Origin of the sequence: Pandoraea apista, assembly GCF_001465595.2 — a bacterium.
In the GTDB taxonomy this organism is placed as follows: domain Bacteria; phylum Pseudomonadota; class Gammaproteobacteria; order Burkholderiales; family Burkholderiaceae; genus Pandoraea; species Pandoraea apista.
Window position 1 is genome coordinate 1597162 of the sequence record NZ_CP013481.2, and the last position, 26422, is coordinate 1623583.

At 62.1% G+C, this 26422-nt stretch carries 28 protein-coding genes; 15 read left to right on the forward strand and 13 right to left on the reverse strand.

Annotated elements, in window-relative coordinates; translation table 11 throughout:
* Positions 1 to 2: 2 nt before the first annotated feature.
* From AT395_RS07410 to AT395_RS07420, 3 genes are all read right to left on the reverse strand, one after another.
* Positions 3 to 500, reverse strand: a complete 498-nt coding sequence (locus AT395_RS07410) for a DUF3318 domain-containing protein (protein ID WP_048627647.1) — start codon at positions 498 to 500, stop codon at positions 3 to 5.
* Positions 501 to 513: 13 nt separating this feature from the next.
* The gene (locus tag AT395_RS07415) at positions 514 to 897 is read right to left on the reverse strand and encodes a phage holin family protein (protein ID WP_042112324.1); all 384 of its coding nucleotides are present in this window, start codon (positions 895 to 897) and stop codon (positions 514 to 516) included.
* A 95-nt stretch (positions 898 to 992) separates the two neighbouring features.
* Positions 993 to 1292 carry an ElaB/YgaM/YqjD family protein gene (locus tag AT395_RS07420; RefSeq protein ID WP_376738380.1) on the reverse strand — a complete coding sequence of 100 codons (300 nt, stop codon included), beginning with the start codon at positions 1290 to 1292 and terminating at the stop codon, positions 993 to 995.
* 214 nt (positions 1293 to 1506) lie between these two features.
* Here AT395_RS07420 and AT395_RS07425 point away from each other — a divergent pair, with 214 nt between their 5' ends.
* The gene (locus AT395_RS07425) at positions 1507 to 2145 is read left to right on the forward strand and encodes a peroxiredoxin (protein WP_042112321.1); all 639 of its coding nucleotides are present in this window, start codon (positions 1507 to 1509) and stop codon (positions 2143 to 2145) included.
* A 205-nt stretch (positions 2146 to 2350) separates the two neighbouring features.
* On the opposite strand, the gene AT395_RS07430 is transcribed toward AT395_RS07425, so the two are convergent.
* Positions 2351 to 3544: an acyl-CoA dehydrogenase gene (locus AT395_RS07430; protein ID WP_042112319.1), complete on the reverse strand. Its 1194-nt coding sequence runs from the start codon at positions 3542 to 3544 to the stop codon at positions 2351 to 2353.
* Between the two features lie 231 nt (positions 3545 to 3775).
* On the opposite strand from AT395_RS07430, the gene AT395_RS07435 reads away from it, so the two are divergent.
* Positions 3776 to 4624 (forward strand): IclR family transcriptional regulator, encoded by an 849-nt coding sequence (locus tag AT395_RS07435; protein ID WP_231586133.1) that lies wholly within the window; start codon positions 3776 to 3778, stop codon positions 4622 to 4624.
* Between the two features lie 325 nt (positions 4625 to 4949).
* On the opposite strand, the gene kynA is transcribed toward AT395_RS07435, so the two are convergent.
* From kynA to kynB, 3 genes are all read right to left on the reverse strand, one after another.
* Positions 4950 to 5915: a tryptophan 2,3-dioxygenase gene (gene kynA / locus AT395_RS07440; RefSeq protein WP_042112318.1), complete on the reverse strand. Its 966-nt coding sequence runs from the start codon at positions 5913 to 5915 to the stop codon at positions 4950 to 4952.
* 16 nt (positions 5916 to 5931) lie between these two features.
* A complete protein-coding gene (gene kynU, locus AT395_RS07445; protein ID WP_042112316.1) occupies positions 5932 to 7185 on the reverse strand; it encodes a kynureninase in 1254 nt (417 codons plus the stop codon).
* A 70-nt stretch (positions 7186 to 7255) separates the two neighbouring features.
* On the reverse strand, positions 7256 to 7921 hold the full coding sequence (gene kynB, locus AT395_RS07450) for an arylformamidase (RefSeq protein ID WP_042117180.1): 666 nt from the start codon (positions 7919 to 7921) through the stop codon (positions 7256 to 7258).
* A gap of 47 nt (positions 7922 to 7968) precedes the next feature.
* Here kynB and AT395_RS07455 point away from each other — a divergent pair, with 47 nt between their 5' ends.
* The gene (locus AT395_RS07455; RefSeq protein ID WP_125347417.1) at positions 7969 to 8151 is read left to right on the forward strand and encodes a hypothetical protein; all 183 of its coding nucleotides are present in this window, start codon (positions 7969 to 7971) and stop codon (positions 8149 to 8151) included.
* Here AT395_RS07455 and AT395_RS07460 read toward each other — a convergent pair.
* Positions 8148 to 8606, reverse strand: coding sequence for a MarR family winged helix-turn-helix transcriptional regulator (locus tag AT395_RS07460; protein WP_048627646.1), 459 nt, complete (start codon positions 8604 to 8606; stop codon positions 8148 to 8150). The two genes, AT395_RS07455 and AT395_RS07460, sit on opposite strands and share 4 nt — an antisense overlap.
* Positions 8607 to 8614: 8 nt before the next feature.
* On the reverse strand, positions 8615 to 9133 hold the full coding sequence (locus AT395_RS07465) for a flavin reductase family protein (RefSeq protein ID WP_042112312.1): 519 nt from the start codon (positions 9131 to 9133) through the stop codon (positions 8615 to 8617).
* A gap of 163 nt (positions 9134 to 9296) precedes the next feature.
* Here AT395_RS07465 and AT395_RS07470 point away from each other — a divergent pair, with 163 nt between their 5' ends.
* The 10 genes from AT395_RS07470 to msrA all read left to right on the forward strand — a co-directional run bounded on the left by AT395_RS07470 (position 9297) and on the right by msrA (position 19037).
* Positions 9297 to 10346, forward strand: a complete 1050-nt coding sequence (locus tag AT395_RS07470) for a 2,5-dihydroxypyridine 5,6-dioxygenase NicX family protein (protein WP_042112310.1) — start codon at positions 9297 to 9299, stop codon at positions 10344 to 10346.
* Positions 10343 to 11140 (forward strand): alpha/beta fold hydrolase, encoded by a 798-nt coding sequence (locus AT395_RS07475; protein WP_048627645.1) that lies wholly within the window; start codon positions 10343 to 10345, stop codon positions 11138 to 11140. The genes AT395_RS07470 and AT395_RS07475 overlap by 4 nt, the downstream gene beginning before the upstream one ends.
* A 9-nt stretch (positions 11141 to 11149) precedes the next feature.
* Positions 11150 to 12394, forward strand: a complete 1245-nt coding sequence (locus AT395_RS07480; protein ID WP_042112307.1) for an acyl-CoA dehydrogenase family protein — start codon at positions 11150 to 11152, stop codon at positions 12392 to 12394.
* 91 nt (positions 12395 to 12485) lie between these two features.
* A complete protein-coding gene (locus AT395_RS07485; RefSeq protein ID WP_042112306.1) occupies positions 12486 to 14036 on the forward strand; it encodes a class I adenylate-forming enzyme family protein in 1551 nt (516 codons plus the stop codon).
* 243 nt (positions 14037 to 14279) lie between these two features.
* A complete protein-coding gene (locus AT395_RS07490) occupies positions 14280 to 15026 on the forward strand; it encodes an IclR family transcriptional regulator (RefSeq protein ID WP_042117178.1) in 747 nt (248 codons plus the stop codon).
* A 39-nt stretch (positions 15027 to 15065) separates the two neighbouring features.
* Positions 15066 to 15803 (forward strand): transporter substrate-binding domain-containing protein, encoded by a 738-nt coding sequence (locus tag AT395_RS07495; protein ID WP_042112304.1) that lies wholly within the window; start codon positions 15066 to 15068, stop codon positions 15801 to 15803.
* A 100-nt stretch (positions 15804 to 15903) separates the two neighbouring features.
* Positions 15904 to 16572 carry an amino acid ABC transporter permease gene (locus AT395_RS07500; protein WP_039372621.1) on the forward strand — a complete coding sequence of 223 codons (669 nt, stop codon included), beginning with the start codon at positions 15904 to 15906 and terminating at the stop codon, positions 16570 to 16572.
* The gene (locus tag AT395_RS07505) at positions 16569 to 17345 is read left to right on the forward strand and encodes an amino acid ABC transporter ATP-binding protein (RefSeq protein ID WP_042112302.1); all 777 of its coding nucleotides are present in this window, start codon (positions 16569 to 16571) and stop codon (positions 17343 to 17345) included. The genes AT395_RS07500 and AT395_RS07505 overlap by 4 nt, the downstream gene beginning before the upstream one ends.
* 18 nt (positions 17346 to 17363) lie before the next feature.
* The gene (gene hutG, locus AT395_RS07510; protein WP_048627644.1) at positions 17364 to 18311 is read left to right on the forward strand and encodes a formimidoylglutamase; all 948 of its coding nucleotides are present in this window, start codon (positions 17364 to 17366) and stop codon (positions 18309 to 18311) included.
* A gap of 150 nt (positions 18312 to 18461) precedes the next feature.
* Positions 18462 to 19037, forward strand: coding sequence for a peptide-methionine (S)-S-oxide reductase MsrA (gene msrA / locus AT395_RS07515; protein WP_224787465.1), 576 nt, complete (start codon positions 18462 to 18464; stop codon positions 19035 to 19037).
* Positions 19038 to 19120: 83 nt separating this feature from the next.
* On the opposite strand, the gene AT395_RS07520 is transcribed toward msrA, so the two are convergent.
* Together AT395_RS07520 and AT395_RS07525 are read right to left on the reverse strand one after the other, a co-directional pair.
* Positions 19121 to 19852, reverse strand: coding sequence for a hypothetical protein (locus AT395_RS07520; RefSeq protein WP_048627643.1), 732 nt, complete (start codon positions 19850 to 19852; stop codon positions 19121 to 19123).
* A gap of 187 nt (positions 19853 to 20039) precedes the next feature.
* Positions 20040 to 20381: a hypothetical protein gene (locus AT395_RS07525; protein WP_048627642.1), complete on the reverse strand. Its 342-nt coding sequence runs from the start codon at positions 20379 to 20381 to the stop codon at positions 20040 to 20042.
* Positions 20382 to 20969: 588 nt separating this feature from the next.
* Between AT395_RS07525 and AT395_RS07530 the strand changes: the two genes are divergently transcribed.
* Both AT395_RS07530 and fabV read left to right on the forward strand, forming a co-directional pair.
* Complete coding sequence (locus AT395_RS07530) at positions 20970 to 22508, forward strand: MFS transporter (protein WP_048627669.1); 1539 nt, start codon at positions 20970 to 20972, stop codon at positions 22506 to 22508.
* Between the two features lie 178 nt (positions 22509 to 22686).
* Entirely contained in the window at positions 22687 to 23880 is a 1194-nt protein-coding gene (gene fabV / locus AT395_RS07535) for an enoyl-ACP reductase FabV (protein WP_042112298.1), read from the forward strand.
* A gap of 96 nt (positions 23881 to 23976) precedes the next feature.
* Here the strand turns inward: fabV and AT395_RS07540 are convergent, their stop codons facing one another.
* Together AT395_RS07540 and AT395_RS07545 are read right to left on the reverse strand one after the other, a co-directional pair.
* Positions 23977 to 25110, reverse strand: a complete 1134-nt coding sequence (locus AT395_RS07540) for a DUF72 domain-containing protein (protein ID WP_048627641.1) — start codon at positions 25108 to 25110, stop codon at positions 23977 to 23979.
* Positions 25107 to 26318, reverse strand: a complete 1212-nt coding sequence (locus AT395_RS07545; RefSeq protein WP_042112297.1) for an SAM-dependent methyltransferase — start codon at positions 26316 to 26318, stop codon at positions 25107 to 25109. The genes AT395_RS07540 and AT395_RS07545 overlap by 4 nt, the downstream gene beginning before the upstream one ends.
* Positions 26319 to 26422: the final 104 nt, after the last annotated feature.

The window sequence follows — 26422 nt, forward strand, 5'->3', positions numbered from 1 at the left end:
GCTCACATGATCGGTGGTGTGCCGCTATCGTCGGCTCGGGATGGGGCGGCAGGGCGGGCGGTGACGGCCGCGTTCGCGTTGGGTGTCGACGGCTTCGTCGATTCCTGCCAGAGCTTGATGCCTTGCCAGGCGAGAACCCCGAGGCCGCCCCATTTCAGACCGCGACGTACTACACGGCCGACAGGCGTATGTGACAACCCGGTGAGCGCCAGCGAGGCAACCGAGCTGACCAGCGGATAGCGTTCAAGCAGTCCGCCGAGCTTGAGCCCGGAATTGGCGATGCCGCCCATTCCGGAGAGCTTGGAGAAGGCGCCGGGCAGCAGATAGCGTACCCAGCGGAAATTGCGCAGGCGTTCGCGGGTGACGTGTGAGGCCTGAATCAGTTCGGCACGCTCGACGGCAATACGCGTGAGCACGAGTTCCTTGCGAATCGCGAGGAGGTCGTGACGCGAGCGTCGTGACGGTCGCGTGCGGCGAGGGCGGTTCTGTTCCAGCGGCACGGGCAGATCTCCTTCAGTCCGGACGCAGGGCGTCGCGGTCCTTTTCGAACTCGGCCAGCGTGGCCTCGAACGGCATTGGGGCATCGCGCAGGATGTTGCGTGCGCGCAGTGCGCATCCGCCGGCGATCAGCGAATACACGATGAATATGCCGGTCATGGCCTGGAGACGATAGGTGTCCCAGAAAATCACGATCACCAGCGCGGTCAGCGACACGAGGGCGAGAACGCCGAAGAGCATCGCGGCGAGGCCGAGGAAAGCCACGCCCATCAGGCGTTCCTTCTCCTCGGTCAATTCGATGCCGATGAGTTCGATGCGCGACTGCAGGATCTCGAGCAACGCACCGGCGAGGCGCCGCAGCGAAGGCCGTGGCGGGGTCGTGCGATCATTGTCGGTCATGGGCTGGACTCGGGCGGCCCACCTGACCCGTCGCACCGGTCAAGTGGGTCCGCCTTGGGCAGAATAGGCGAGAAAGCGACTTGCGTCGGCGCAGCTTACTTGCGGTTGAGCAGCAGGCCGATCACCACGCCGATACCGGCGGCGATGCCCACGGCTTGCCACGGGTGGTCGTGAACATAGTCATCGGTCGCGCGAGCGGCCTTCTTGCTCTTCTCGACAACGACGACCTGCACGTCGGAAGCCTTTTCCTTGGCTTGCTTGAGCAGGGCCAGCGCCTTGTCGCTCAATTCGGAGGCACGCTCACCGGTCGTGTTGGCGGCTTGTTTGAGCAGGTCTTCGGCGTCGGCCAATACGGATTTGATATCGGTCATGAACTTCTCCTTGTTGGTGTGCATTTGCGACATGATCGTTACCCAGTAATGGGAGGAAAATGCGAGGGGGGTGTGAGTAATATCGTAACGCTTTCAGCGGGCCGTTGCCAGAAAGCAACATCCTCGATGTTCGTATATTTCGAATAATTATGTGTAATCAATTTTTTATTCGTTCTTGCAAAGCTTAGCATCCTTTAGTCTTTACCCACTCAGTTGAACGTTCTCAAGGAGACCGTAAATGACATTGCGTTTGGGTGACATTGCCCCCGATTTCGAGCAGGACTCGTCGGTTGGCAAAATCAAGTTCCACGAATTCCTGGGCGACGGTTGGGGCGTGCTCTTCTCGCACCCGGCCGATTACACGCCGGTTTGCACGACTGAATTGGGTCTGACTGCGAAACTCAAGGGTGAGTTCGAAAAGCGTGGCGTAAAGGTTATCGCGTTGTCAGTCGACGACGCCGAATCGCACAAGGGCTGGATCAACGACATCAACGAAACACAGAACACCACGGTCAACTTCCCGATTCTGGCGGATGGCGATCGCAAGGTTTCGCAGCTGTACGACATGATTCATCCGAATGCCAGCGAAACTGTGACAGTGCGCTCGCTGTTCGTGATCGATCCGAAGAAGAAGGTGCGGTTGATCATTACGTATCCGGCCAGCACCGGTCGCAACTTCGACGAGATCCTGCGTGTGATCGACTCGCTACAATTGACCGACAACTACTCGGTTGCCACGCCGGGTAACTGGAAAGATGGCGAAGACGTGGTGATTGTGCCGTCGCTCAAGGACGAAGCCGTGCTGAAGGAGAAATTCCCGAAGGGCTACAAGGCCGTGCGTCCGTACCTGCGTCTCACGCCGCAGCCGAACAAGTAATCCGGCTAGCGTTGTAGAAGACTGCGGATAAAAAAAGCCAGCTCTCCAGAGCTGGCTTTTTTGTTTGGTACGCGCCGTCGCCCGGGGGATTGACGGCCCGCGAAGTGCGGCCTGAGAAACGACGCGTACCAGACAAGTCGCATGAACCGCGATAAACCGCAGAATTGCGTGCGGTTCATGCAACTCGATCCATCATGACGATCGATCAGAAGAACGCCTGGATGCCGGTCTGCGCACGACCGAGAATCAGCGCGTGGATGTCATGCGTGCCTTCGTAGGTGTTGACCACTTCGAGGTTCACGAGGTGACGTGCGATACCGAACTCATCGGAAATGCCGTTGCCGCCGAGCATGTCGCGCGCCAGACGCGCAACATCAAGCGCCTTGCCGCACGAGTTGCGCTTCATAATCGACGTGATTTCGACGGCGGCCGTGCCTTCGTCCTTCATGCGGCCCAGACGCAGGCAGCCTTGCAGGCCGAGCGTGATTTCCGTTTGCATGTCGGCAAGCTTCTTCTGGATCAACTGATTGGCGGCGAGCGGGCGGCCGAACTGCTGACGGTCGAGCACATACTGACGCGCCGTGTGCCAGCAGAATTCCGCCGCACCGAGTGCGCCCCAGGCAATGCCGTAGCGCGCCGAGTTCAGGCAAGTGAACGGCCCCTTCAGGCCCGATACGCCCGGCATCAGATTCTCTTCCGGAACGAACACCTGATCCATCACGATCTCGCCGGTGATCGAGGCACGCAGGCCGACCTTGCCGTGAATCGCCGGGGCCGACAGACCCTTCCAGCCTTTTTCCAGAATAAAGCCGCGAATCTTTTCTTCGCCGTTCTCGTCGGCAAGCTTGCCCCACACCACAAAGACATCGGCGATGGGCGAGTTGGTAATCCACATCTTGCTGCCGCTCAACTCATAGCCACCGGCGACCTTCTTGGCGCGCGTGGTCATGCCTGCCGGATCGGAACCGTGGTTCGGCTCGGTCAGACCGAAGCAACCAATCCACTCGCCGCTGGCCAGCTTCGGCAGGTATTTCTGCTTCTGCGCTTCGCTGCCGAATTCGAAGATCGGCACCATGACGAGCGACGACTGCACCGACATCATCGAGCGATAGCCCGAGTCCACGCGTTCGACCTCGCGCGCGATCAGACCGTAGGCCACATAGTTCAGGCCCGGGCCACCGTATTCCTCGGGAATCGTCGGGCCGAGCAGGCCGATCTCGCCCATCTCGCGAAAAATGGCAGCGTCGGTGCGCTCATGACGGAACGCTTCGAGTACGCGCGGCGCGAGCTTGTCGTTCGAGTACGCGGCTGCGGCGTCACGAATCATGCGCTCTTCGCTCGTGAGCTGTGCGTCGAGCAACAGCGGATCTTCCCAATGAAACTGTGCATTGCCTGCCATGACCTATCTCCTCCGACGTTCTCGAAAATATGCCGACGCCATCCTCATCGGCCCGTTGGCACATGTGCGGCATAGGTCGCTACCAGCCGCACCGGGAAAGCACTTCGACTTGACGAAAGTTCCGCAATGCGGAACAATGTTCTGAAATCGAAGTTAGTTTAGCACTAAACTTTTTTCTCAGGCAATGGCTAGTGCATGCGCTGGCTGAACCCATTTGAAGCGGAGCGCGCGATGGTTGTGGTCAAAACGTCCCTGTCAGCCTTTGCCGGTGCGCCGGCACACGGAGTGCCGCCGTCCCATGACGAACGAAAGTTTGTCACCGCGCTCGCGCGGGGGCTTGAGCTGCTGCGCGCTTTCGGACCCGACGACGTGCTGCTGGGCAACCGCGACTTCGCGGCCCGCACCGGATTGCCGAAGGCGACTGTCAGTCGCCTTGCCTACACGCTGACAGAGCTGGGATATCTGCGCTACGACGCCGAGCTGGGTAAATACGCGCTGGATGCGGGCGTTCTTGCCTTGGGATACGCCTTTCTCAGCGGCACCGACATGTTGACGCTGGCGAGGCCGCATATGCGGGCACTGGCCAAGGAAATGGGGTGTTCCATTTCGCTCGGTTGCCGGGAGGGTATCGACATGATGTATCTCGAAACCATTCGCAGCGACTCAGCACATCTCACGCTGGGACTGACGGCGGGTTCCCGCCTGTCGATGCTGACGAGTTCGATGGGGCGTGTCTACCTCGCTGCGATGACCCCGATCGAGCGCGAGACGATGCTCGCCGATCTTCGCGATGCTTACGACGCGAACCCGGGAGCGCTACGCAATGTTGGCTGGGACGTGCTGCAGTCCGGTGTCGACAAGGGGATCGAGTCTTACAAGCGCGAGGGCTGCTGCTACTCGTTTCGCGAGTGGCATGAGGGCGTCAATGCCGTGGCGGTGCCGCTTCGCGACGTGCGGCAGAATCGCTGGCTGGCGATCAGTTGCAGCGGGCCGTCGTCGTCGATTCCGGATTCGGTCTTTCGTGAAGAGATCGGCCCGCGCCTGAAGCAATTGGCTGCTCGGTTGAGTGGGCAGGTTTAAGCCCTTGGATTGGCTCACATCCGAACCTGAACCCGAACCCATGCCAGTGGTTCATCCGGTCGGGAGCCGCCCGCGGCGCTCTGATGCCTGTTAAGTCGCACCGCGGGCCGTTCCCAACCTGATCCGCAACCGTTATTGATCCGATAACACCTATCGAGGTGATGGGCACTGTGGGGTGAGGGGCACGCCGGCGATGATTGTCCGTCCCCTGACGTAGCGACCAGGCATTGGCGCGGAGTCAGGGGACGAACAATCGCCACGGCCGCAGGCGGCCGGGGCTGGTGCTCGCTGAACCTATGCGGTGGGTGTGCTTACCGCAAAGCCATCACAGCAGCGTTCGCACATGCCACAACTCGGGGAACAACACGACATCAAGCATCTTGCGAAGGTAGGGCGCGCCGTTGGTGCCGCCGGTGCCTTGCTTGAAACCGATGATGCGTTCTACGGTCGTCACGTGACGGAAGCGCCACTGGCGGAAGGCGTCCTCGAGATCGACCAGTTCCTCGGCCATCTCATACAACTCCCAGTGTTGCGACGGATTGCGATACACCTCGAGCCACGCTGCCTCGACGGTCTTGTCGTGCGGTGTCGGCTGTGTCCAGTCACGCTCCAGCCGTTCCGGTGCAATCGCGAAGCCGCGACGCGCGAGCAGGCGCACTACCTCGTCGTAGAACGATGGCGCATTGAGCGCCGCTTCCACCTGCTGGAAGAGGTCGGGACGATGCGAATGAGGCTTCAACATCGCCGCATTCTTATTGCCCAGCATGAACTCCAGAATGCGGTACTGATAGGACTGAAAGCCCGACGAGCTACCCAGTGACGGACGCATCGACGAATATTCCGACGGCGTCATTGTCGCCAGCACGCTCCACGCCTGCACCAGTTGCTCAAGAATACGCGACACGCGCGCGAGCATCTTGAACGCGGGCGGCAGTTCATCGTTGTGAACCGCCGAGCGCGCCGCCTGCAGTTCGTACAGCGCAAGCTTCATCCACAATTCACTCGTCTGATGCTGAATGATGAACAGCATCTCGTTGTGATCGGTTGAACGCGGATGCTGTGCATTCAGAATCGGATCGAGCGACAGGTAGTCGCCGTAGCTCATGCTCTTGGAAAAATCGAGCTGCGCATCGTGCCATTGCGTCGTGTCGGCCGATGCACTTTGCTCGGCCTTCGGATCGCTCGCCGGGCGCTCTGCGCTCTGATGCCCGAACGGGCACCCGCCCTGAGCGGGCGTAGCGTCCGTCGACGTGTCGTGATGGCCGCTTGCGGAGGAGGGGGTCTTGCTCATACTGACAGTTCCTCTCTCAGGTCACCGTGCCGCGACGATGAAACTCGGGCTTGTCCCAAGCGCCGGTGGTCAATACGTCGCGCAGAATTTCAACCGAATCCCACACGTCGGCAAAGCTCGTGTACAGCGGAGTCATGCCGAATCGCATGATGCGCGGCTCGCGATAGTCGCCAATGACACCGCGCGCGATCAGCGCCTGAATCACAGCGAACCCTTCAGGATGCTCGAAACTCACCTGCGAGCCTCGTGCGGCATGGTCGCGCGGCGTCACCAGCGTGAGCGGGAATTCGGCGCAACGCGCTTCCACCAGCTTGATGAACAGATCCGTCAGCGCCAACGATTTGCGACGCAGCGCTTCCATCGACGTCTGCGCAAAAATGTCCAGACCGCACTGCACGAGAGAAAGCGAAATGATCGGTTGCGTACCGCACAGGTAGCGCCCGATGCCATCGTCCGGGGTGTATTCCGGCTGCATCGCGAACGGCGTGCGATGGCCCCACCAGCCCGACAGCGGCTGCCAGAACGTGTCCTGGAGACGCTTGTTGACCCACACGAAGGCCGGTGCGCCCGGGCCGCCGTTCAGATATTTGTACGTGCAGCCCACTGCGTAGTCGGCATTGGCACCATTCAGATCGACGGGCACGGCACCCGCAGAGTGGCAAAGGTCCCACACGGCCAGTGCGCCCGCCGCATGAATCTCCGCCGTACGGGCAGTCATGTCGTACATGGCGCCGGTGCGGTAGTTCACATGCGTAAGCAGTACCACGGCCACATCGTCACCCAGCGCATTCGGCAACTCGTCGGGCGAATCGATCAGACGCAGCGAATAGCCGTCGTCGAGCAAACGCGTGAGGCCTTGCACAATGTAGAGATCGGTCGGGAAATTGCTGCGCTCCGAGATGACCACTTTGCGTTGTGGCGAGCGCGAGCGCTGCGCGTCGAGCGCGGCGGCCATCACCTTGAAGAGGTTGCTCGACGTGGTATCCGTTACCACGACTTCGCCTTTACCGGCACCGACGATCGGCGCGAGGGCGTCGCCCAGCGTGCGCGGCAGCGCGAACCAGTCCGCATCGTTCCAACTGCGGATGAGGCCGACGCCCCATTCGGCGGTGATTATTTCCTGTGCACGCTTGGCAGACGCCAGCGGACGGGCACCCAGCGAGTTGCCGTCGAGATAGATCACCCCCGGCGGCAGATCGAATTGCGCACGCAGCGGGGCGAGCGGATCGGCCGCATCGAGGGCCAGACAATCGTTGCGAGAAGACGTCATGGTTAGCGTTTTGTGAGTGATAGCAATGTGAAAAAATCGTTTGCCGCGAGGCCGACGCGGGCAGTACCGTTCAGAGAGAACGCAGCACGGCGCGGACCGGGCTCGCGTCGAGCCGCATGAACTTCAGCGGCAACGCAATGAGTTCGTAATCGGCGGGGGCAATCGCGTCGAGTACCAGTCCTTCGAGAATGGCCATGCGATGCGCGCGAATGCGGTGGTGCGCGTCCATGGTCTTGCTCTCCTGCGGATCGAGCGACGCCGTGTCGATACCTACGAGCTTCACGCCATGCGACGCAAGCAGGTCGATGGTCTCGGGGGCCACCGCGCAAAACGCGTTATCCCAGCGTGTTACCGGCGCTTGCGCATATGTACGCAAGAGCACACGCGGCGGCACATCCGCCAAGTGTGGCGCGATCATTTCGGGCGTGACGACCGGCGACGCGCCAATGCAATGGATCACGCGGCAAGTCCCCAGATAGGTGTCTAGCGGCACTTCGCCAATGAATGCGCCGTCGTCGTCGTAATGGCGTGGCGCATCCGCATGCGCACCCGTATGCGGCGACAACGTGATGCGCCCGACGTTGACCGGACAACCCGGTCCGATCTGCCACACCGCTTCCTCCGAGAACGGCGTGTCACCCGGCCAGACAGGCGTGTCGCTGGAGAGTGGGGCGCTGATATCCCAAACGCGGCGCTCGTTGTGCGCATCGGCTGGGCGGTGGCTGGGTGGGGTCATGGACGTGCGCAATAGCGTGAATCGATATGCGCATCTTAGAAGAATTCGTGTTGCAAGTGCTTGCGTATTCGCCGGCCGCGATGCGTGAAATTGATAGCAGAAGCAATATTTCCGTCATTCGCCGACAGAAAATTCGAAAATATGGCAAAGCGATCGAATTTTTGACGATTCGCGACGCCGCGCGATTCGCGTTTTCAGACGTGTCCGTGCAGCGATCGGACACGGCCTAGCGGGGGCTTTGCGTTCCCTGCGCCATTTCGTCGATCAGGCGGCGCAACGTTTCTTTGAGGAGGGCGGATTGATCTGCGCCGAAGCGAGCGAGCACGCCGGCTTCATGGCGGCGTGCGCTGGCGAGCAACGGCGCGACGCGCTCGCGTCCCGCGTCGGTGAGCGAGACCAGCGACTGGCGACGATCTGTTGCACTCTCGCCGCGAACGACATCGCCGGCCGCTTCCAGCCGGTCGACGACTTTGGTGAGCGTCGGCTGTTTGGCGAGCACGATGTCTGCCAGTTGATTGATGGTGCGCGCGCGTCCGTCGGAGAGCGTGGCGAGCACTCGCCACTCCGACACGCCGAGTCCCGCCGCCGCGACTTCGCGATGAAATTCATCGGAGACCAGCGTGCTCGCACGGGCGAGCAGATACGCCAGATAGTCATCGACGAACGGCGCTCCCGCGGCTGACATGGGGCGTTTTAACCGAGCGACTGCGGCTTGTGAAAGCCGCCTGCGTGGAAGATCAGCGGCATGCGCTCGGAAACGTTTGCATGAACCCCGCAACGCTCGACCTCACCCACGAAGATGACGTGATCGCCTTCGTCATAACGGCTGCGGTTATGACACTCGAACCAGGCCAGTGCACCCTCCAGCACCGGCGTGCCCGACGCCGACAAGGTGTACGGCACACCCGCAAACCGGTCGCCCTTCATGGTGGCGAAGCGCTTGCAGACGTCGAGCTGATCGGCGGCCAGCACGTTCACGGCATAGTGCGAGTTCTCGCGGAAGACGGGCATGCTGCCCGCTCGCGTGGCGAGACTCCAGAGAATGAGCGGCGGCGTGAGCGACACCGAGTTGAACGAACTGGCGGTGATACCGATCAGCGAGCCGTCGTCGGCGCGCGTGGTGATTACCGTCACCCCGGTCGCAAACTGACCGAGCGCATGACGAAAGGCAGCGCTGTCGAAATCTGGTACTGCGGCGCGTTTGGCGTTCACTGTCCCTGCACTCCCGTCGGGCTAATTTGATCGGGTTGATTTGTATGAATATTCATATACTATGGCACGAACAACAGATCGACAAGACGCATGACGGCCAGTAGCGTGCCAGGGGGCGAAGCAGCCCACGGCGGGCGAGAGGGTCAGACGCTCAGGAGACGATATGCTGATCGAACGAATCGAGCATAAGTGGATCGACGTATTTGCCGAGACCTTGCGGCGCTGCGACATACGACCCGGCGACGTGGTGGCGATTGTAGCCGAAACGCAATCCCGGCCTGTGAACGTGGAATTAGCACAGCTTGCGGCCGAATCGCTCGGCGCCAAGCCTTTCCGGCTGATCGTGCCAAGCCCGCGTGTCAGTGCGCCGGTGCCGGTGCGCTCGACGGGCGCCAGCGACGCGCTGGGGCAGTTGGCCCCGGTCGTGGCGGCGCTCAAGTCGGCAACGCTTGTCGTCGACTGCACCGTCGAGGGCTTGTTGCACGCGCCCGAACTGCCTGAGATTCTGGGGGGCGGTGCGCGCGTGCTGATGGTCTCCAACGAGCATCCCGAAATTCTGGAACGCTGCGCGACCGATCCGGCGCTCGAGCCGAAAGTGCGTGCAGCGATCAAGCGTTTGCGCGGCGCAGCACAAATGCATGTCACGTCCGCCGCCGGCACCGATCTGCGCATCGGTCTTCGCGATGCCCGCGTGGGCGGAGTCTGGGGCTGGTGTGCCAAGCCCGGACAGGTCGCTCACTGGCCGGGGGGGCTGGCGCTGGCGTTTCCGGCGGCCCACAGCGTGAACGGCCGACTCGTGCTCGCGCCGGGCGACATCAATCTGACGTTCAAACAATACTTGCGGGATCGCATCGAACTCACGGTCGAGGACGACTATGTCGTCGCCATCGACGGCGAGGGTGTCGATGTCGAGCTCATGCGCGATTACTTCGCTGCGTGGGGAGATCGCGAAGCCTACGCCGTCTCGCACGTCGGCTTCGGCATGAACCCGCGCGCACGCTGGGACGCGCTGGCCTGTTACGACAAGCGCGATTGCAATGGCACGGAGCAGCGCGCGTTCGCGGGCAACTTCCTGTACTCGACGGGGGCCAACGAAGTGGCGGGACGCCACACGCTCGGTCATTTCGATCTGCCGTTGCGGCGCTGTACGATTGCGCTCGACGGCGATGTCGTCGTGCGCGACGGTCAATTGCAAGGCGAGTTCGCATCATGACGCTTCCCGTACCCGCCTGCCAAACGGCGGGCGATGGCCCGCTCACGCTGGTGCTGCTGCACGGCATTGGCGGCAACCGGCATGTCTGGCCCGCGCAGTTCGAGACATTCGCCACGGCGGGGCATCGCGTGGTGGCGTGGGATATGCCCGGTTACGGCGAGAGCGCGTTGCCTGCCGAGCCGACGATGGCGTCGCTGGCCGATAGCCTGCAAGCACTGCTCGACGCATTGGGCCCATCGCGATTCGTGCTCGTTGGCCATAGCATGGGCGGCATGGTCGCACAGGAGCTGATGGCGCGCGGCGCGCCGTTCACGCGCGATATCGCGGCGCTGGTGTTGTGCGGCACCTCCCCCGCATTCGGTAAGCCGGACGGCGACTTTCAGCGCGAATTCGTGCGCCAGCGCACTGCGCCGCTCGACGCGGGAAAAACGCTGCGCGAGATGGCCGAAGCGATCGTGCCGGGCATGCTCGGCGAGCCGGATGCCGCCGTCCGTGCGAGCGCGCATGCGGTGGCCGTCGACGCGATGGGCGCGCTCACCCCCGATGCCTACCGGGCGGCGCTGCAAGCGCTGGTGGGTTTCGAGCAGCGCGCCGCACTGGCACGCATCGCCGTGCCGGTGCTGCTCATTGCCGGCGAGCACGACACCAATGCGCCGCCGAAAGTCATGGCGCGCATGGCAGAGTCCATTCCGCAAGCTCGCTACGTCTGCCTGCCCGGTGCAGGACACCTCATGAATCTGACGCACCCGGCGGCATTCAACGCCGAGGTGCGCGCTTTCCTCGCAACACTCTAGGAGACTACCGTGGCCTATCAGCCCCCTTCGATCGTCGGCGAGCATTACCCGCTCACGGACAAGCAGCGGCGCCTGCTGGCGCTGGCCGAGCAGGTGGGGCGCGAGTCGCTCGCGCCGCGCGCCGCCCGCTGGGATCGCGAAGCGTCGTTCCCGTTCGAGAACTACGACGACATGCGCGCCGCAGGCCTGCTGAAGTTGTGCATTCCCGAATCGGAAGGTGGTCTGGGCGCGGATTTCGCCACCTACATGATGGTCTCCGCCGAGTTGGGCCGCCACTGCGGCGCCACGGCGCTCACGTTCAACATGCACACGTGTTCGATGATGTGGACCGGTATTCTTGCCGACGATCTCGACATGACGCCCGAGCAGCGCGCCGAGCATGCGGGTTATCGCAAGCATCACTTCGCGCGCGTGATTCAGGACGGGGCGATCTACGCACAACCGTTCTCCGAAGGCAGTGCGGCGGCCGCAGGCAAGGCACCGTTCGGCACGACTGCGACGAAGGTTGAGGGCGGCTGGAAGATCAATGGTCGCAAGATATTCGCATCCCTCTCGGGGGCGGCGAATTACTACGGCGTGCTGTGTACCGAAGACAAGCCCGAATTGTCGATGAAGGACACGTTCTACATCGCCGTGCCAGGCGATGCGCCGGGCGTGACCGTCACCGGCGACTGGGACCCGCTGGGCATGCGCGGTACCGTCTCGCGCACGCTGCTCTTCAAGGACGTTTTCGTCCCTGACGAACTGCAACTGATGCCGCGCGGCGTCTACTATCAGGCCGCCAGCCGCTGGCCGCATATGTTCATGACGCTTGCCCCGACGTACATGGGGATCGCGCAGGCGGCCTACGATTTCACGGTGCGCTATCTGCGCGGCGAAGCCGAAGGCATGGGCGCGCCGGTCAAGCGTCGTATGTACCCGACCAAGCAGATTGCCGTCGCGCAAATGCACATCATGCTCGAGCAGACGCGCGCGCTGTTCCTTCGCGCGTTGCAGGACGGCCGGGCCGATCCGGGTAAGGACGCACGTCTGCGGGCGTATGCAGCGCAGTACACGATCATGGAGAATGCCAACGAGCTGTGCCGTCTGGCCATTCGTACCTGCGGCGGGCAGTCGATGCTCAAGACGCTGCCGCTCGAACGGATGTATCGCGATTCGCGTTGCGGCGCATTGATGCTGCCGTGGACCGCAGAGCTGTGCCTCGACCGTATCGGCCGCGAGGCGCTCTACGAACCGGGTGAGCGCGACGAGTAAGCCTTGCGCGCATGGCCGAGGCTGATCGCCGGTCACCGGACGCCGATCGCATGCCCCGGGCCATGCTGTCTTTCTTGTCACGGAGAACAAGTTGACGCCTTTTGTAGAAGCGCTTGCCCGTCACGCACGCGCCACGCCGGAGCGGCTGGCGTTGCGATGTGGCATTGGCGATGAATCGGAGCAGACCGACTACGCAGCGCTGTGGCGACGCGTCGAACGGGTCGGTGGACATTTGCGCAGCACCTGGCGTATCGCGCCGGGCGACCGAGTCGCATGCCTTGGTCTGAACGACGCGTTGCAATTGGCGCTGTTGTTCGCTTGCGCTCGTGCCGGTGCCATCTTCCTGCCGCTGAACTTCCGTCTCGCCGTGCCCGAACTGGCCGCGATCGTGCGCCATGCGGGCGTACGTGTCCTCTGGTTCGACGCCGCGCATCGCGATGCTGCGCGCCAGATTCGCGACTCGCTCGAGCAGCACGCGATCATTGACCTGCCGCCCCCCGCCATCGCACCCATTGAAGGACTAATCGCGGTGCCGTCGATGAAGCCGGTCGACTATCCCGAGGTGGCGGCCGATGCGCCTGTGCTGCTCGCGTACACGTCCGGCACGACGGGCGAACCCAAAGGCGCATTGCACACGCAGGCCGGGTTGCTCGCCAACGCCGAAGCCAGTTGGTGGGCGCATGACATGAGTGCGGACGATCACATCCTGTCTACGCTGCCGATGTTTCATGTGGGCGGGCTGTGTATTCAGACACTGCCCGCGCTCTTGCGCGGCGCGAGCGTCACGCTGCATCCGCGCTTCGATCCCGCTGCCTGGCTGGCAGATGTCGAAAGGCATCGTCCGACACTCTCGCTGATGGTACCTGCCACGCTGCGAGCCGTGCAGTTGCATCCGGCGTGGCCGGGCACGGACTTGTCGTCGTTGCGCGGGGTGATGGCCGGTTCCAGCGTCGTGCCGATGTCCGCCATCGACGCGTTTCACGCGCGCGGCATTCCGCTTGGGCAGGTGTATGGCGCGACGGAAACCGGCCCGGTGTCGATCGCACTGCGTTTCGGCGAAGCGAAGGCGCATCCCGGCGCAGTGGGGCGCGCGTGCCCGGGCGTCGACGTGCGGCTGACCGATGTGACCGGGCAGGAGGTGCCTGCGGGAGAGGTCGGTGAAATTCTCGTGCGGGCGCCGAACGTGATGCGCGAGTACTGGCGTGCGCCCGGCCACGCGTCGTTCGAGGACGGCTGGTTCCACTCCGGCGATCTGGCGCGCTTGCGCGAGGACGGCTGTTATGAGGTCGTGGGCCGCAGCAAGGACATGATCATCTCGGGCGGCGAGAACATCTACCCGGCGGAAATCGAGAATGCGCTGGTCGATTGCCCCGGGGTAATGGAAGCCGCCGTTGTCGGCGTGCCCGACGAGCGGTGGGGCGAGGTGCCCGTCGCGGTCATCGTGCCGTCGCCGGCAACGAGCGCCACCCCGCAATCGATACTCGACTTCCTTGGCGAGCGCATCGCCCGCTTCAAACTGCCGCGACGGGTCGTCATTCTCGACGCCCTGCCCAAAAGCGCACTTGGGAAAGTGCAGAAGCCGATTCTCATCGGCTGGTTATCCAAGGTGCCCGATTCGCAAACATCAACTGACAGTCGTTAATCAGAATCTTCATTCAGTTTTCGCGTAAAAGCGCCGAATGCCTTGTCTGGAAAGGGGTTCGGCGTTTTTTTATGCCGATCTCCCGTAGTGCGTAAGGGAAAATCCCTATGCGCAATCCCTCGATTTGTTACCATCCGATGAGAATTGCATTTTTTACTTTGGGAATTGCATCGCAAGATAGCGCCCATGTCGTCATCGGCGGCTAGCCCGCTGATTTTTTTGCTTTCTTTTGTTTTCAAGACGATGGACACCACCGAAGCTCATTCGGTCTCCGAACGCGTTCTGCAAGTCCTTGTGACTGTGGCGCGTCATGGACGACCGATCGCGGCACGCGAGATCGCCGCGCAAACGAGCCTGCCGCTCTCCACGGTTTACCGCCACCTCGTACCGCTCAAGAAGTGGGGCCTGGTGCAGGAGCACGCCCATGAGGCGCTCTACGAACCGGGTCCGGTCGGCGTGCAATTGGCGTGGGGTTTCGACCACAACTCGCATCTTGTTACTCAGGCACGTGAGGAGATCGACGCCCTCGTGCAGCGCACCGGTGAGACCGTCGGTCTGCTGGTGGCCGCTAACGGTCAGGTCGTTTGCCTCGACATGCACGAGAGCGAGCAATCGCTGCGTTGCTCCTTTGCCAAGGGACGTGCGCATCCGCTGGTGCATGGCGCCTCGGCCAAAGCCTTGCTCTCGTTCTTGCCGCAAGCCACCCGCGACAGCCTGATCGGCCGTCAGTTGGCCGGCCAGCCGGTCGCGCAGGAGCGTCTCGTTGCGCAGGTCGAGGAAATCCGCAAGCAGCGTTATGCGGTGTCCGAAAGCGAAGTGGATTTCGGCGTCTGGGGCGTGTCGGCCCCGGTGTTCGCCGCCAAGGAACGTCTGGAAGGCACCATCACCTTGATGGCGCCGGCCGTGCGTGTGGCTCAGCGCCACGAAGAGCTGATTCGCCTCACCGTGGCGGCAGCCGAGCGTATTTCGAATCGATTGCAGTACTTTTAACCGGTTTTTTCCGACCGAGACTACACGAAGGAGTACCAGATGAAATTGCGTCACATTCTGTTCACGATGGCGCTGGCCGTCACCTGCTCGAGCAAGGTCTTCGCTGCCGACGACGTGCTGCGTGTTGCGACCGACGCGACCTTCCCGCCGTTCGAGTACGTGGACAACGGCAAGCGCACCGGCTTCGACGTCGAAATGATCGAGGCGCTGGGCAAGGCAATGGGCAAGAAGGTCGAGTGGACGGATATCGATTTCAAGGGCCTGATCCCGGCCGTGCTGTCCAAGCGCGTTGACGTGGCTGCTTCGGCAATCTACATCACCGACGAGCGCCTGAAGGTGGTGAACTTCACGCACCCGTACTACACCGGCGGTCTGGCCATCATGGTCAAGGCTGAGAACACCAGCATCAAGGAGCCGGCCGATCTGAACGGCAAGAAGGTGTCGGTGCAGGTGGGTACGAAGTCGGTGCAGTTCCTGAAGGAAAGCTATCCGAAGGTCGAGCGCGTGGAAGTCGAGAAGAACGACCAGATGTTCGAACTCGTGAAGATCGGCCGTGCCGACGCCGCCGTGACCGGTAAGCCCGCAGCGCTGCTGTACGCCAAGGCCAACCCGGGCGTCAAGGTGCTCGACAAGACGCTGACGGTTGAGCGTTATGGCTTCGCCGTTCGCAAGGGCGACACCGAACTGACCAACGAGATGAACAAGGCGCTGGAAAAGGTCCGTGCAGACGGCACCTACGCCGCGCTGGTCAACAAGTACTTCGGTACCGCGAAGTAAGTACGTCGCGAACGTAATACCGGGCGGGTTTGCCGCCACCTTCATGGGAAGGCGGCGCCCGCCGAAGCACTAAAGCAGTAGAGCAACTGACGGAGTACGCATGGAACTCGATTTTTCGCCGGTGTGGGCAAACTGGCAGGACCTCGCGCGTGGCGCGCTCGTTACCGTTGAGGTGACTGCCTGCGCACTGGCGCTGGGCTGCGTGTTGGGTTTGCTGGTCGGCATGGGCCGCCTGAACCCGGCGCATCGCATTCGCTACGGCATTTGTACCGCCTATGTCACGTTCATCCGTGGCACGCCGTTGCTGGTGCAACTCTTTATCCTGTTCTTCGGACTGCCTCAGTTCAACATTCTGCTGCCGGCCTTCATGTGCGGTGTGCTGGGCCTTGGCATCTACAGCGGCGCTTATGTTTCGGAAATCGTGCGCGGTGCCATTCAGTCGATCGAGCGCGGTCAGATGGAAGCGGCCCGCTCGCTTGGCATGCCGTATGGTCAGGCCATGCGCTCGGTGATTCTGCCGCAAGCCGTTGTGCGCATGATTCCGCCGCTGGGCAACGAATTCATTGCGCTGATCAAGAACTCGGCCCTCGTGTCGCTGCTCACGATTCATGACGTGATGCACGAAGGTCAGAAGATTATCAGCGTGTCGTACCGTTCGCTGGAAGTGTATCTGGCGATTGCGTTTGTTTATCTGATTCTGACCGGTGTTACCACGCTGCTCCTGCAGCGCGCCGAGAAGTCCCTGCGTGCCGGAGGTGCCGTGCAATGAGCGAAGTGAAAAAGGAATTCGGCGCCCCGATCCTGAAGATCGAGGGCCTGGGCAAGGCTTACGGCAGCCATCAGGTGCTCAAGGGCATCGACTTCGAAGTCGATGCGCGTCAGGTTGTCGTAGTCATCGGTCCGAGCGGCTCGGGCAAGAGTACATTCCTGCGTTGCTGCAACGGGCTTGAAACTGCCGAGCAAGGCACCATCGAGATCGTAGGCAAGAAGCTTGTCGATCACGGCAAGATGATGGGCGAGAACGCGCTCAATCATCTGCGCACCGAAGTGGGCATGGTGTTCCAGTCGTTCAATCTGTTCCCGCATTTGACCGTGCTCGATAACGTGACGCTCGCGCCGCGCAAGCTGCGCGGCATGAAGAGCGCCGACGCCGAGAAGCTCGCTCGTGAGTTGCTCGCGAAGGTTGGGCTGGCGGCGAAGGCCGACGTCTACCCGGGTACGCTTTCCGGTGGACAGAAGCAGCGCGTGGCAATTGCTCGCGCACTGGCCATGCAACCGCAAGTCATGTTGTTCGATGAGCCAACTTCGGCGCTCGATCCGGAACTCGTGGGCGAAGTGCTTCAGGTGATGAAGGCGCTCGCGAACGACGGCATGACGATGCTGGTCGTCACGCACGAGATGGGTTTCGCACGAGAAGTCGCCGATGTCGTGGTCGTGATGGACCAGGGCCGAATCATCGAAGCGGGTGCGCCCGAGCAGATTTTCACCGCACCGCGCGAAGCGCGTACGCGAGAATTCCTGCAAGCGGTCATCGCGCGGTAAGGCAAGGCAGGAAAACGTATGACAATCGATCGAACGGTCTGGCAAGGCCGTGTGGATACCGGCGAGACCGGCCATACCCTGCGTCTGCATCAGGTGCTGCGCGATTACGACGCGTCGCAAGCTGCCGGTGGCGCGGTGGTGCTGGGCTTTTGCAGTGACGAAGGCGTGCGCCGCAATCACGGGCGTCAAGGCGCGGTTGCGGGCCCGGACATGCTGCGTCGCGCACTGGCGAGCCTGCCTGTGAAGGGCACGCCTGTCGTGTTCGACGGCGGCAATATCGTGTGTGCCGACGACCGGCTCGAAGCCGCGCAAGCCGCGCTGGGTCACCGCGTGGCGGAAGTGCTGAGCGCAGGCGCACTGCCGGTGGTGCTGGGTGGCGGGCACGAGATTGCGTACGGTACGTTCCTTGGGGTTGCCGAACATTTCGGCGACCGCTTGCGCAACGAGCCGATCCTGATCCTCAATTTCGACGCGCACTTCGACTTGCGTGCCCAACCGACGGCCAGCTCGGGCACGCCGTTCTGGCAAATCTCGCAGTTGCTGGCGGGGCGTCAGGCGCCGTTTCATTACGCGTGCCTGGGCGTGAGCCGCTACAGCAATACCGATGCGCTTTTCGAACGCGCGGATTCGCTGAACGTGGAGTACTGGCTCGACGAGACGATGCTCGCGCACCGTCTGCCCGACATGTGCGAGCGGCTCGAGAAAAAGCTCGCGCAAGTGAGTCATGTGTACCTGACCATCGATATGGACGTTTTGCCGGGCGAGAAGGCCCCGGGCGTGTCGGCGCCGGCGGCACATGGCGTGGCGCTGGAAGTTGTCGAAGCGCTCATCGGCGTGGTCCGCCGTTCGGGCAAGTTGCGTGTGGCGGATATCGCCGAGTACAACCCGACGTATGACCGCGACGGTCTGACCGCACGCGTGGGCGCCCGGCTTTTGCATCCGCTCATCACACAGTTGCCGGTCTGACGCGCAAGTGGGCGGCGTGAGTCTGGCGTAGGGTAATTTGCGCCGTTTGCGGGACTTCTGCGCGACAATAGGGCGGGCGATCGAACCATCGATCGCCCGCCCTATTTGTTTTGTGCGCTGCCGCATAAAACGTTGCCGACAAGCGAGGTCATGATGACAGAGCAGACGAACTCCCCGAGCGATACCCGTACCGAAGTTGCCACGCTGGCGGGTGGCTGTTTTTGGTGTCTCGAGGCCTGCTATCAGCAGTTGGACGGCGTCAAATCCGTCGTCTCGGGTTATGAAGGCGGACACGTCGACAACCCGACCTATGAGCAGGTTTGCGAAGGCGACACCGGCCATGCGGAAGTGGTGCGGCTGACCTACGATCCGGAGGTGGTCTCCTTCGAAGAACTGCTGGTCGTGTTCTTCCAGATTCACGATCCGACGACGGTTAATCGTCAGGGCAACGATGTGGGCACGCAGTACCGCTCCGCCATCTTCTATCAGGACGAGAAACAGAAGGAAGTCGCCGAGCACCTCATCGCCGAACTGATGGCCGAGATGACCTACCCTGCACCGATTGTCACGCAAGTGGTGCCGGCACAGACGTTCTGGCCGGCCGAGGCGTATCACCAGAACTACTTTCGCCAGCATCCCGATCAGGGCTACTGCGCTTACGTGGTCGCCCCGAAACTCAAGAAATTCCGCGAGAAGTTCGCGCGTCGTCTCAAGTCGGCGGCATAACCGTAGCCGGTTCGCCGCCGTTCCGGGGATTCGCCAACGTACGAAAACTCGGGACGGCGGCGCGGTTCGGCCGGCGCCTGCCCTTACTGGATCACGCACGGGCCGTTCTGCATCGTGTCGAGCGGGTTGGGCCAGTTGTAATTTCGGGCATCGACCGAGCGCGGCAATCGACCCAGATCGGTTCGTTGGCGGCATCGGGCCAACTGCGCGGTGAAATCGGAGAGGTGCGTGTCGTCCGTTGCCGCAAGGGCATATCCGGCGGGCGGCAGCGTGGTGTGCCCTCGCATTCCCGCCGCCCGGTAATGGAATCCGAGGATCGCCGCATGTTCTTCCCGGATGCGGGGGGCATTCGGATTGCCTTCATGGAGAAATGCCAGTTCGCTCTCGCCAGCGAAGAGGAACTCGGCCTCTCCCGGCACGTTCAGCTGCGGAAATTCGAATCGGCCGATCTCGATGCTGTGCGCCCCAATGTCGAAGGTCAATGCACTCAGGGTGCCGGGCAAATACTCCGGCTCGTCGCGCAGCAGCGACGGGAAACCCACGGCTCGGATGCGCGCCTCGACAGACAGTGAGCCCGCTGCGGGGTGAAACGTCATGAGGTCGCCCAACGCCTTGCGCAATTCGGCGTTGCTCGTGTATTGCCGGGCACTACATTCGTTTTGCGGGGTGACGAGTTCTGCGAGCAGATTATCGAAGTACTTGTTCACCGGAATGGGATGGCATTCGAAGACGGTACGGCGAAAGTGGGCCTCCGGCAGTTTTGCCACGAGCGACGCAGAGGGCGAATCAAGAGGCTGATTTTTGATCTTTTCCATATCGATGGCGATTTCGTGGCGATCCGTATGGGGGTTGCTCTCATAAGAAGCGGAGCTGGATTGTGCGAAAGGAATTGCCAAGGCGAGTAACGGCATATTTCATGCTCCCTGAGGGATGTCGTGCGTGACGGGGGGGCGCTGAGTTGGGGCGATGGGCGCTGGCGGCGAGGTTGCATGGGGATCGGCATCACCCCACCACACGGACAGACGCGCCGCCAGTTGCCGAAAACAGAATCAGACAGGGCTCTCCCAAATGAGCGGCATGCCCATAGGCAGCGTCGAGACTGTCGAAGAAGAATGCTTCGGCTGCGCTTGGCACCTGCTGGGTCACAATTTCGAAGCGATGGTGATCGAAGCGAATGTCGAGATAGGTCCGATTTGCAAGAAACCAGACCACGTAGCCGGCAAATGGCAGTGCTGTGGGCAGTGCCGGAACGATGCAAGCCGAGTGCGATTCGTTGTCTGATGCCGTGGCGGTCTGCGCTTCCAGCCAGCGTCGATAGTCCTCGCGCGCAGGTCGGATTTTCATGGTCGTATTCTCCTGAGAAGTGACGACGACGCTTCCTGAGGCGTCGAGCGATAGTGCGGCCGTTGCTGAGGCAAGGTTTTAGAAACTGGCCCTAGCGTTGCCGAATTCGCGTCGCGCCGCCAAAGCACGCGGTGTCCGGCGACGCTGCGACGTCGCATGGATACCGCGCTGAGCAGTTGGGGGCGGACGCAATCTGAGGCCGGCCGTCGGGCGTCGTTGCCCGGTGTCCGGTGTCCGGACAACGATTTCGATAATGCCCAGTGCCGGAGGGGCTGGGCTAGAGGAGCGTCCGAAAGGGGCATCGGACAGCGCCTGATTATGATGAGGCGATGCGGTTTGGAGGAGGGCTGCCCGCGGTGAACGTATCGCCGGCTGCCGTTGAATCGCCCTCACGTGGCCGCGCCATCGGAGTTCAGGAACGGAGGTCGTGTGATGCTGCGGGCCGCCGGGCGAATCGGCCCCGAAACCCGCATGGCGCCTGAACGTTCATATGTTCATTATTTTTCGCATAGAATGGCGGCTTCCCTCCATGAAGTCTTCAGGTAGTCCGCCGTGCGCCCCCTGCCTTTCCGCGATGCGTTGATGGCCATGATCGGCATCGCGCTCGTCAATATGCTGGTCGCTCTCGATCAGACCGTTGTCAGTACAGCACTTCCATCCATCGTCGCCGAACTCAAAGGGTTCGAGTACTACGCCTGGATCGCGAGCATTTACCTGCTGGCCTCCGTGGTCACCGTGCCGGTGTTTGGCCGGCTTGGCGATTACTTCGGCCGCCGCCAGTTCGTGATCGCTTCGGTGCTGACCTTTACCGTCGCTTCGTTGTTGTGCGGGCTGGCCCCCAACATGCCGTTCCTTGTGTTCGCGCGTGGATTGCAGGGCATTGGCGGCGGCATGATGGTCGGCACGGCCTTCGCGTCGGTGCCCGATCTGTTCCCCGACGCCCGCTCGCGGGTGCGCTGGCAGGTCGTGATCACTGCGGCTTACGGCATTGGCACGGCCGCCGGGCCATCGCTGGGGGGGCTGCTCTCCGAGCATTTCGGCTGGCGTTCGACGTTTTTCGTGAACCTGCCGGTCGGTCTGGCGGCGCTGTACTTCGTATGGCGATACCTGCCGAAATTCCCGTCAGCCCACCAGGGTGAAGTTCGCGTGGACTGGCGCGGCGCTGCATGGATTGCGGTTGTGCTCGGAGGCTTTCAGGTGTTCATCGAGAACGTGCCGGCGCATGGGGCATCGCTCGGGAATCTGCTGTTGATCGCCGCCGTCGCGTTCGGCTTCTGGGCGCTGCTGCGCACCGAGCGTCGGGCCACACATCCGATTGTGCCGCTCGATATGTTCCGGCATCCCCAACTCATCGTGCTCTTCACGTTGTCGGTGCTGATCGGCTTCGTGATGTATTCGCTGATTTTCTTCGCGCCACTGCTGCTGCAAGGCGGATTCGGCCTCAGTCCTCAGGGCGCGGGCCTGATTGCGACGCCCATTGCGGCATGCATTGCGCTGGGCAGCTTCATCAATACGCCGATCGTGGTGCGCCTTTCACGGCCGACCAACATGCTGATCCTCGGGTTTTGCCTGCTGGCGCTGGCCTCGGCGGGCGTGGGGCTGGCGCATCGCGATACCCCGCACGGCCTGCTGGCGTTGATGATGGCCTGCGCGGGGATCGGCATTGGTTTCATCCTGAACAATATGAACGTGTTCGGGCAGGAGATTGCCGGGCGCGAACGTTTCGGCATTACCACCGCGCTGTTGCAGTCGACGCGCATGGTCGGCGGCATGCTGGGCACAACGATCGTGGGCACCCTGGTCAACCATTGGTACGCCAACGGTGTGGCCGGCGCCGTGTGGAGTTACAACGGCACGCCGGCGGCACATGCCGTTGCGCGGGCACTCGACCCGCGCATTCTCATCGATTCGGCCTTGCGTGCTGACCTATTGACGGATCTGCGCGCGATGGGCATCGACGGCGCCCCGCTGGTCGAAACCGCTCGTCAGACGCTCGTGAACGCGGTCCACGCCGGGGTGTTGCTCACGGGCGTTGCCGCGGTCATTGCCGCGTTGCTGGTGCGCCGCATCCGGCAGATTCAGTTTCCCAAGCGGCTCGACCGTTCGGTCGTGGTGGCGCCGGAATAAGTTGGAATAAGCTGAAATAGAGCCGGCGTTGGCCGAACGGGCGACGCCAAATGGCGCAAAACCAAAGCACGGAACGAGCAAACGCCCCTCAAAATGCCGGGGCAGGCCCGACCTCGTTTACAATGCGCGGTGTTTGCCGGGTGAGCCGGCATCAACGAATTTTGTGAACGAGGTTTCCATGATCATCAAGCCACGCGTGCGCGGCTTCATCTGCGTCACCACCCATCCCGTCGGCTGCGAGGCCAACGTCAAGCAACAGATCGAATACGTGAAGGCTCAGGGCCCGATCGCGAACGGTCCGAAGAAAGTGCTCGTGATCGGTGCGTCGACCGGCTACGGCCTGGCTGCGCGCATTACCGCTGCCTTCGGTGCCGATGCGGCAACGCTGGGGGTGTTCTTCGAGCGTGCGGGCAGCGAGACCAAGCCGGGAACGCCGGGCTGGTACAACACCGCCGCCTTCGACAAGTTCGCCACCGAAAAGGGGCTGTACGCGAAGAGTATCAACGGTGACGCGTTCTCCAAGGAAATCAAGGCCAAGACCATCGAGACGATCAAGAACGATCTCGGTCAGGTCGATCTGGTCGTCTACAGTCTGGCCGCACCGCGCCGTACGCATCCGGAAACGGGGCAGGTGTTCAGTTCGGTCCTCAAGCCGATCGGCAAGTCGGTAACGCTGCGCGGTATCGATACCGACAAGGAAGTGGTCAAGGCTTCGGTATTCGAGCCGGCCTCGCAGGAAGAGATCGACAACACGGTCGCTGTCATGGGCGGTGAAGACTGGCAAATGTGGATCGATGCGCTGGCCGACGCTGGCGTGCTCGCCCCGGGTGCCAAGACGACGGCGTTCACGTATCTCGGCGAGAAGATCACGCACGATATCTACTGGAACGGTTCCATCGGCGCGGCCAAGAAGGATCTCGACGAGAAGGTGCTCGCCATTCGAGCCAAACTCGCCGCGAACGGTGGCGACGCTCGCGTGGCCGTGCTCAAGGCGCTGGTCACGCAGGCCAGTTCGGCCATTCCGATGATGCCGCTCTACCTCTCGCTGCTGTTCAAGGTCATGAAGGCCAAGGGCACCCACGAAGGTTGCATCGAGCAGATCTACGGTCTGTACAAGGACAGTCTGTACAGCGCCACGCCGCTGCTCGATGACGAAGGCCGCGTGCGTACCGACCAGAAGGAACTCTCGACGGACGTGCAGGCGGAAGTCTCGGCCCTGTGGGATAAGGTGACGGACGAGAACCTTTACGAACTGACGGATTTTGCAGGCTACAAGCACGAGTTCCTGCGTCTGTTCGGCTTCGAGATCGACGGCGTCGATTACGAGGCAGATGTGAATCCGGACGTGCCGATTCCGCATCTCGTGGCATAACGACTACGCGCCCGGCGCGATAGCGAGGTTAACGATGGCCTGAGTCCGGCGGTTTGCCGGCTCAGGCCATCGTCGTTTCAGGCGGGGCGTTGGGTGTCAATCTGCGCCGGCGCGAGAGGAGGCTTGAGACAACTCGTCGATCCGTTGGGCCAGTGCGTGACACGATAGCGGCGACGAGCCTTCGGCCTTGTTGTTGACGATCACGTAGACGGGTTGCCCGGCGAGTGCGTAATGCGTGGCGAGGGTGGCGAGCACGTCGCGTGTTGTCGGATCGGGATCGACAATCTTGTCGAACGGCGCGTACTTCGCCTTGGCTTGTTCGTAGCGGTGCGCGCTGTTCAGATTCCAGCGCACGACGAGCGGGCCCGCGCCCGTTTCGTCGAGCATGGCGAGCGCTGCGGCCTGACGTTCCACATGCGGCATGCGCGCGTGCAGACCGATGCAATAGCGCACGCCCAACTGTCCCAATGCCCGCATGAGGCGTGGCGTAAGCAATGCGCCGTCGCGAATCTCCAGCGCATAGCACGGCCCCGCGGCGACGTTGCCGTCGGCCGAGGTTTCTCCTTGCGGTAAGGCCGGCAGGGCGGAAAAGAACGCTTCGATGCGCTGAATCAACGCAGGAATGTCGCGCAGCAACTCGACGGGCAGGGGCGACACCTGAAACACCAAGACTCCCGCCTTCGGACCGAGTCCGGCCAGACAGGGCGTGACAAACTGCTCGGTGGCAATCTGAGCGTCGAGAAAGCACGGGTTTGCGCTCAGCCCTTCGCCTTTTTCGCCGCGCACAACAGCATCGGTCACGACACTCGGCGCCTTGACCAGAAAGCGGAAGTCGTCCGGTACCTGTTGTGCATACTTCTGATACTCGACGATCGACATCGGCTTGTAGAACGACCGGTCGATGCCCACGCAGCGCAACACCGGGTGGCTGGCGTAGGCGGTGAGCCCCTGGCGGGAGAGTTTGGTGTCACTATAGTCGTCGTCCCAGACAATGCCCTTCCAGCCGGGGAACGACCACGACGAGGTGCCCAGACGAATATTGCCGGGCAGTCGATGGCCCAGTGTCTGCATGGCGGGTGGAATGTCGGCCGCACCGACGCCGCCACGGCGTGATGCGCTTTTGCGAGGTTCGGGGCTTTCCTGCGCGGGGGTGTTGCCATCGACCTGCCCGGCACCTCCGCCTGTCGGAGGATCGTCAGGCGGCGTGCCAAACAGATCGAACTGGCTCATCGGTTCTCGTACATGTAACGGCGCGACCAGGGCAAACGCTTGGCCGACAGACCTGCCTTGCGGCAGACGATTTGATAGATCGAGACGTGATCGTGCTCGAACGCATACGCGCAACCCGCAAGATACACGCGCCAGACCCGGAAGCGCTCTTCGCCGGCAAGTTTGCGCAGCGTAGGGGCGTGCGCTTCGAAGCGTTCGGACCAGAGCGTGAGCGTGCGGGCATAGTGACGGCGCAGGCTTTCCACGTCGCTCGCTTCGAGTCCGCCGCGCTGCATCGATTCCAGTGCGAGACTGATGTGCGGCAACTCGCCGTTCGGGAACACGTACTTGTCGATGAACTCGCCGCCGCCCATCGCCGTCTCGCCGCTGTCCGGATCGGTCGACGTGATGCCGTGGTTCATGGCAATACCGTCGTCCTTGAGCAGCGATGCGATCTTGGCGAAGTAGTCACGCAGGTTCTTGCGTCCTACGTGCTCGAACATGCCCACACTCGTGATGCGGTCGAACTCGCCGGTCACGTCGCGATAATCCTGAATGCGGATTTCGATCTGATTCTCGAGGCCGAGTTTTCTGACCCGCTCGGTGGCGAGATCGAACTGGTTCTGAGAGAGCGTGACGCCGACACACTTCGCGCCGAATTTCTGCGCGGCGCGAATCACCAGGGCACCCCAGCCGCAACCGATATCGAGCAGCGTCTGCCCGGGCTGCAACTGGATCTTGGTGAGAATGTGATCGATCTTTTTCTCTTGCGCCGTATCGAGGTCCTCGTCGCCGTTTTCAAAGTAGGCACACGAATAGACCATGTTCTTGTCCAGCCAGAGCTGGTAGAACTCGTTCGACACGTCGTAGTGAAACTCGATCGAGCGTTTGTCGGATTTCTTGCTGTGATTGAAGTGGCGTACGGCACGCTCCAGCGGGCCGATAGTCGAGAGACTGCTACCGGCGAGCGCGTAGCTCATGTCGATGACGTCGGCGAGCTTGCCCTCGACGTCGATTTCGCCCTTCACGTAAGCCTCTCCGAGATTGTCGAGGCTGGGACTCAGTAGACGCGTCATGGCCGCAGGGCCGTTGATGCGTAACGTTACGCTGGGGTTGTCGAAGGCACCGAAATCATAGTGCTGTCCATTCCAGAGCGCGAGCCGGATCGGCAGATTCGAAGATGTCTTGACGCCGCTAACCCAGTTTTCGAGTTTTTTCTCCCACAACATGGATATGCTCCAAGTGTCACCAAAAAAACTTCAATCCGTACCGCAGGCACGGTGACGTCTCCTCGTCAGAACGGGCGGGCAGGCGTACCGCGTCGGCGTAGCCG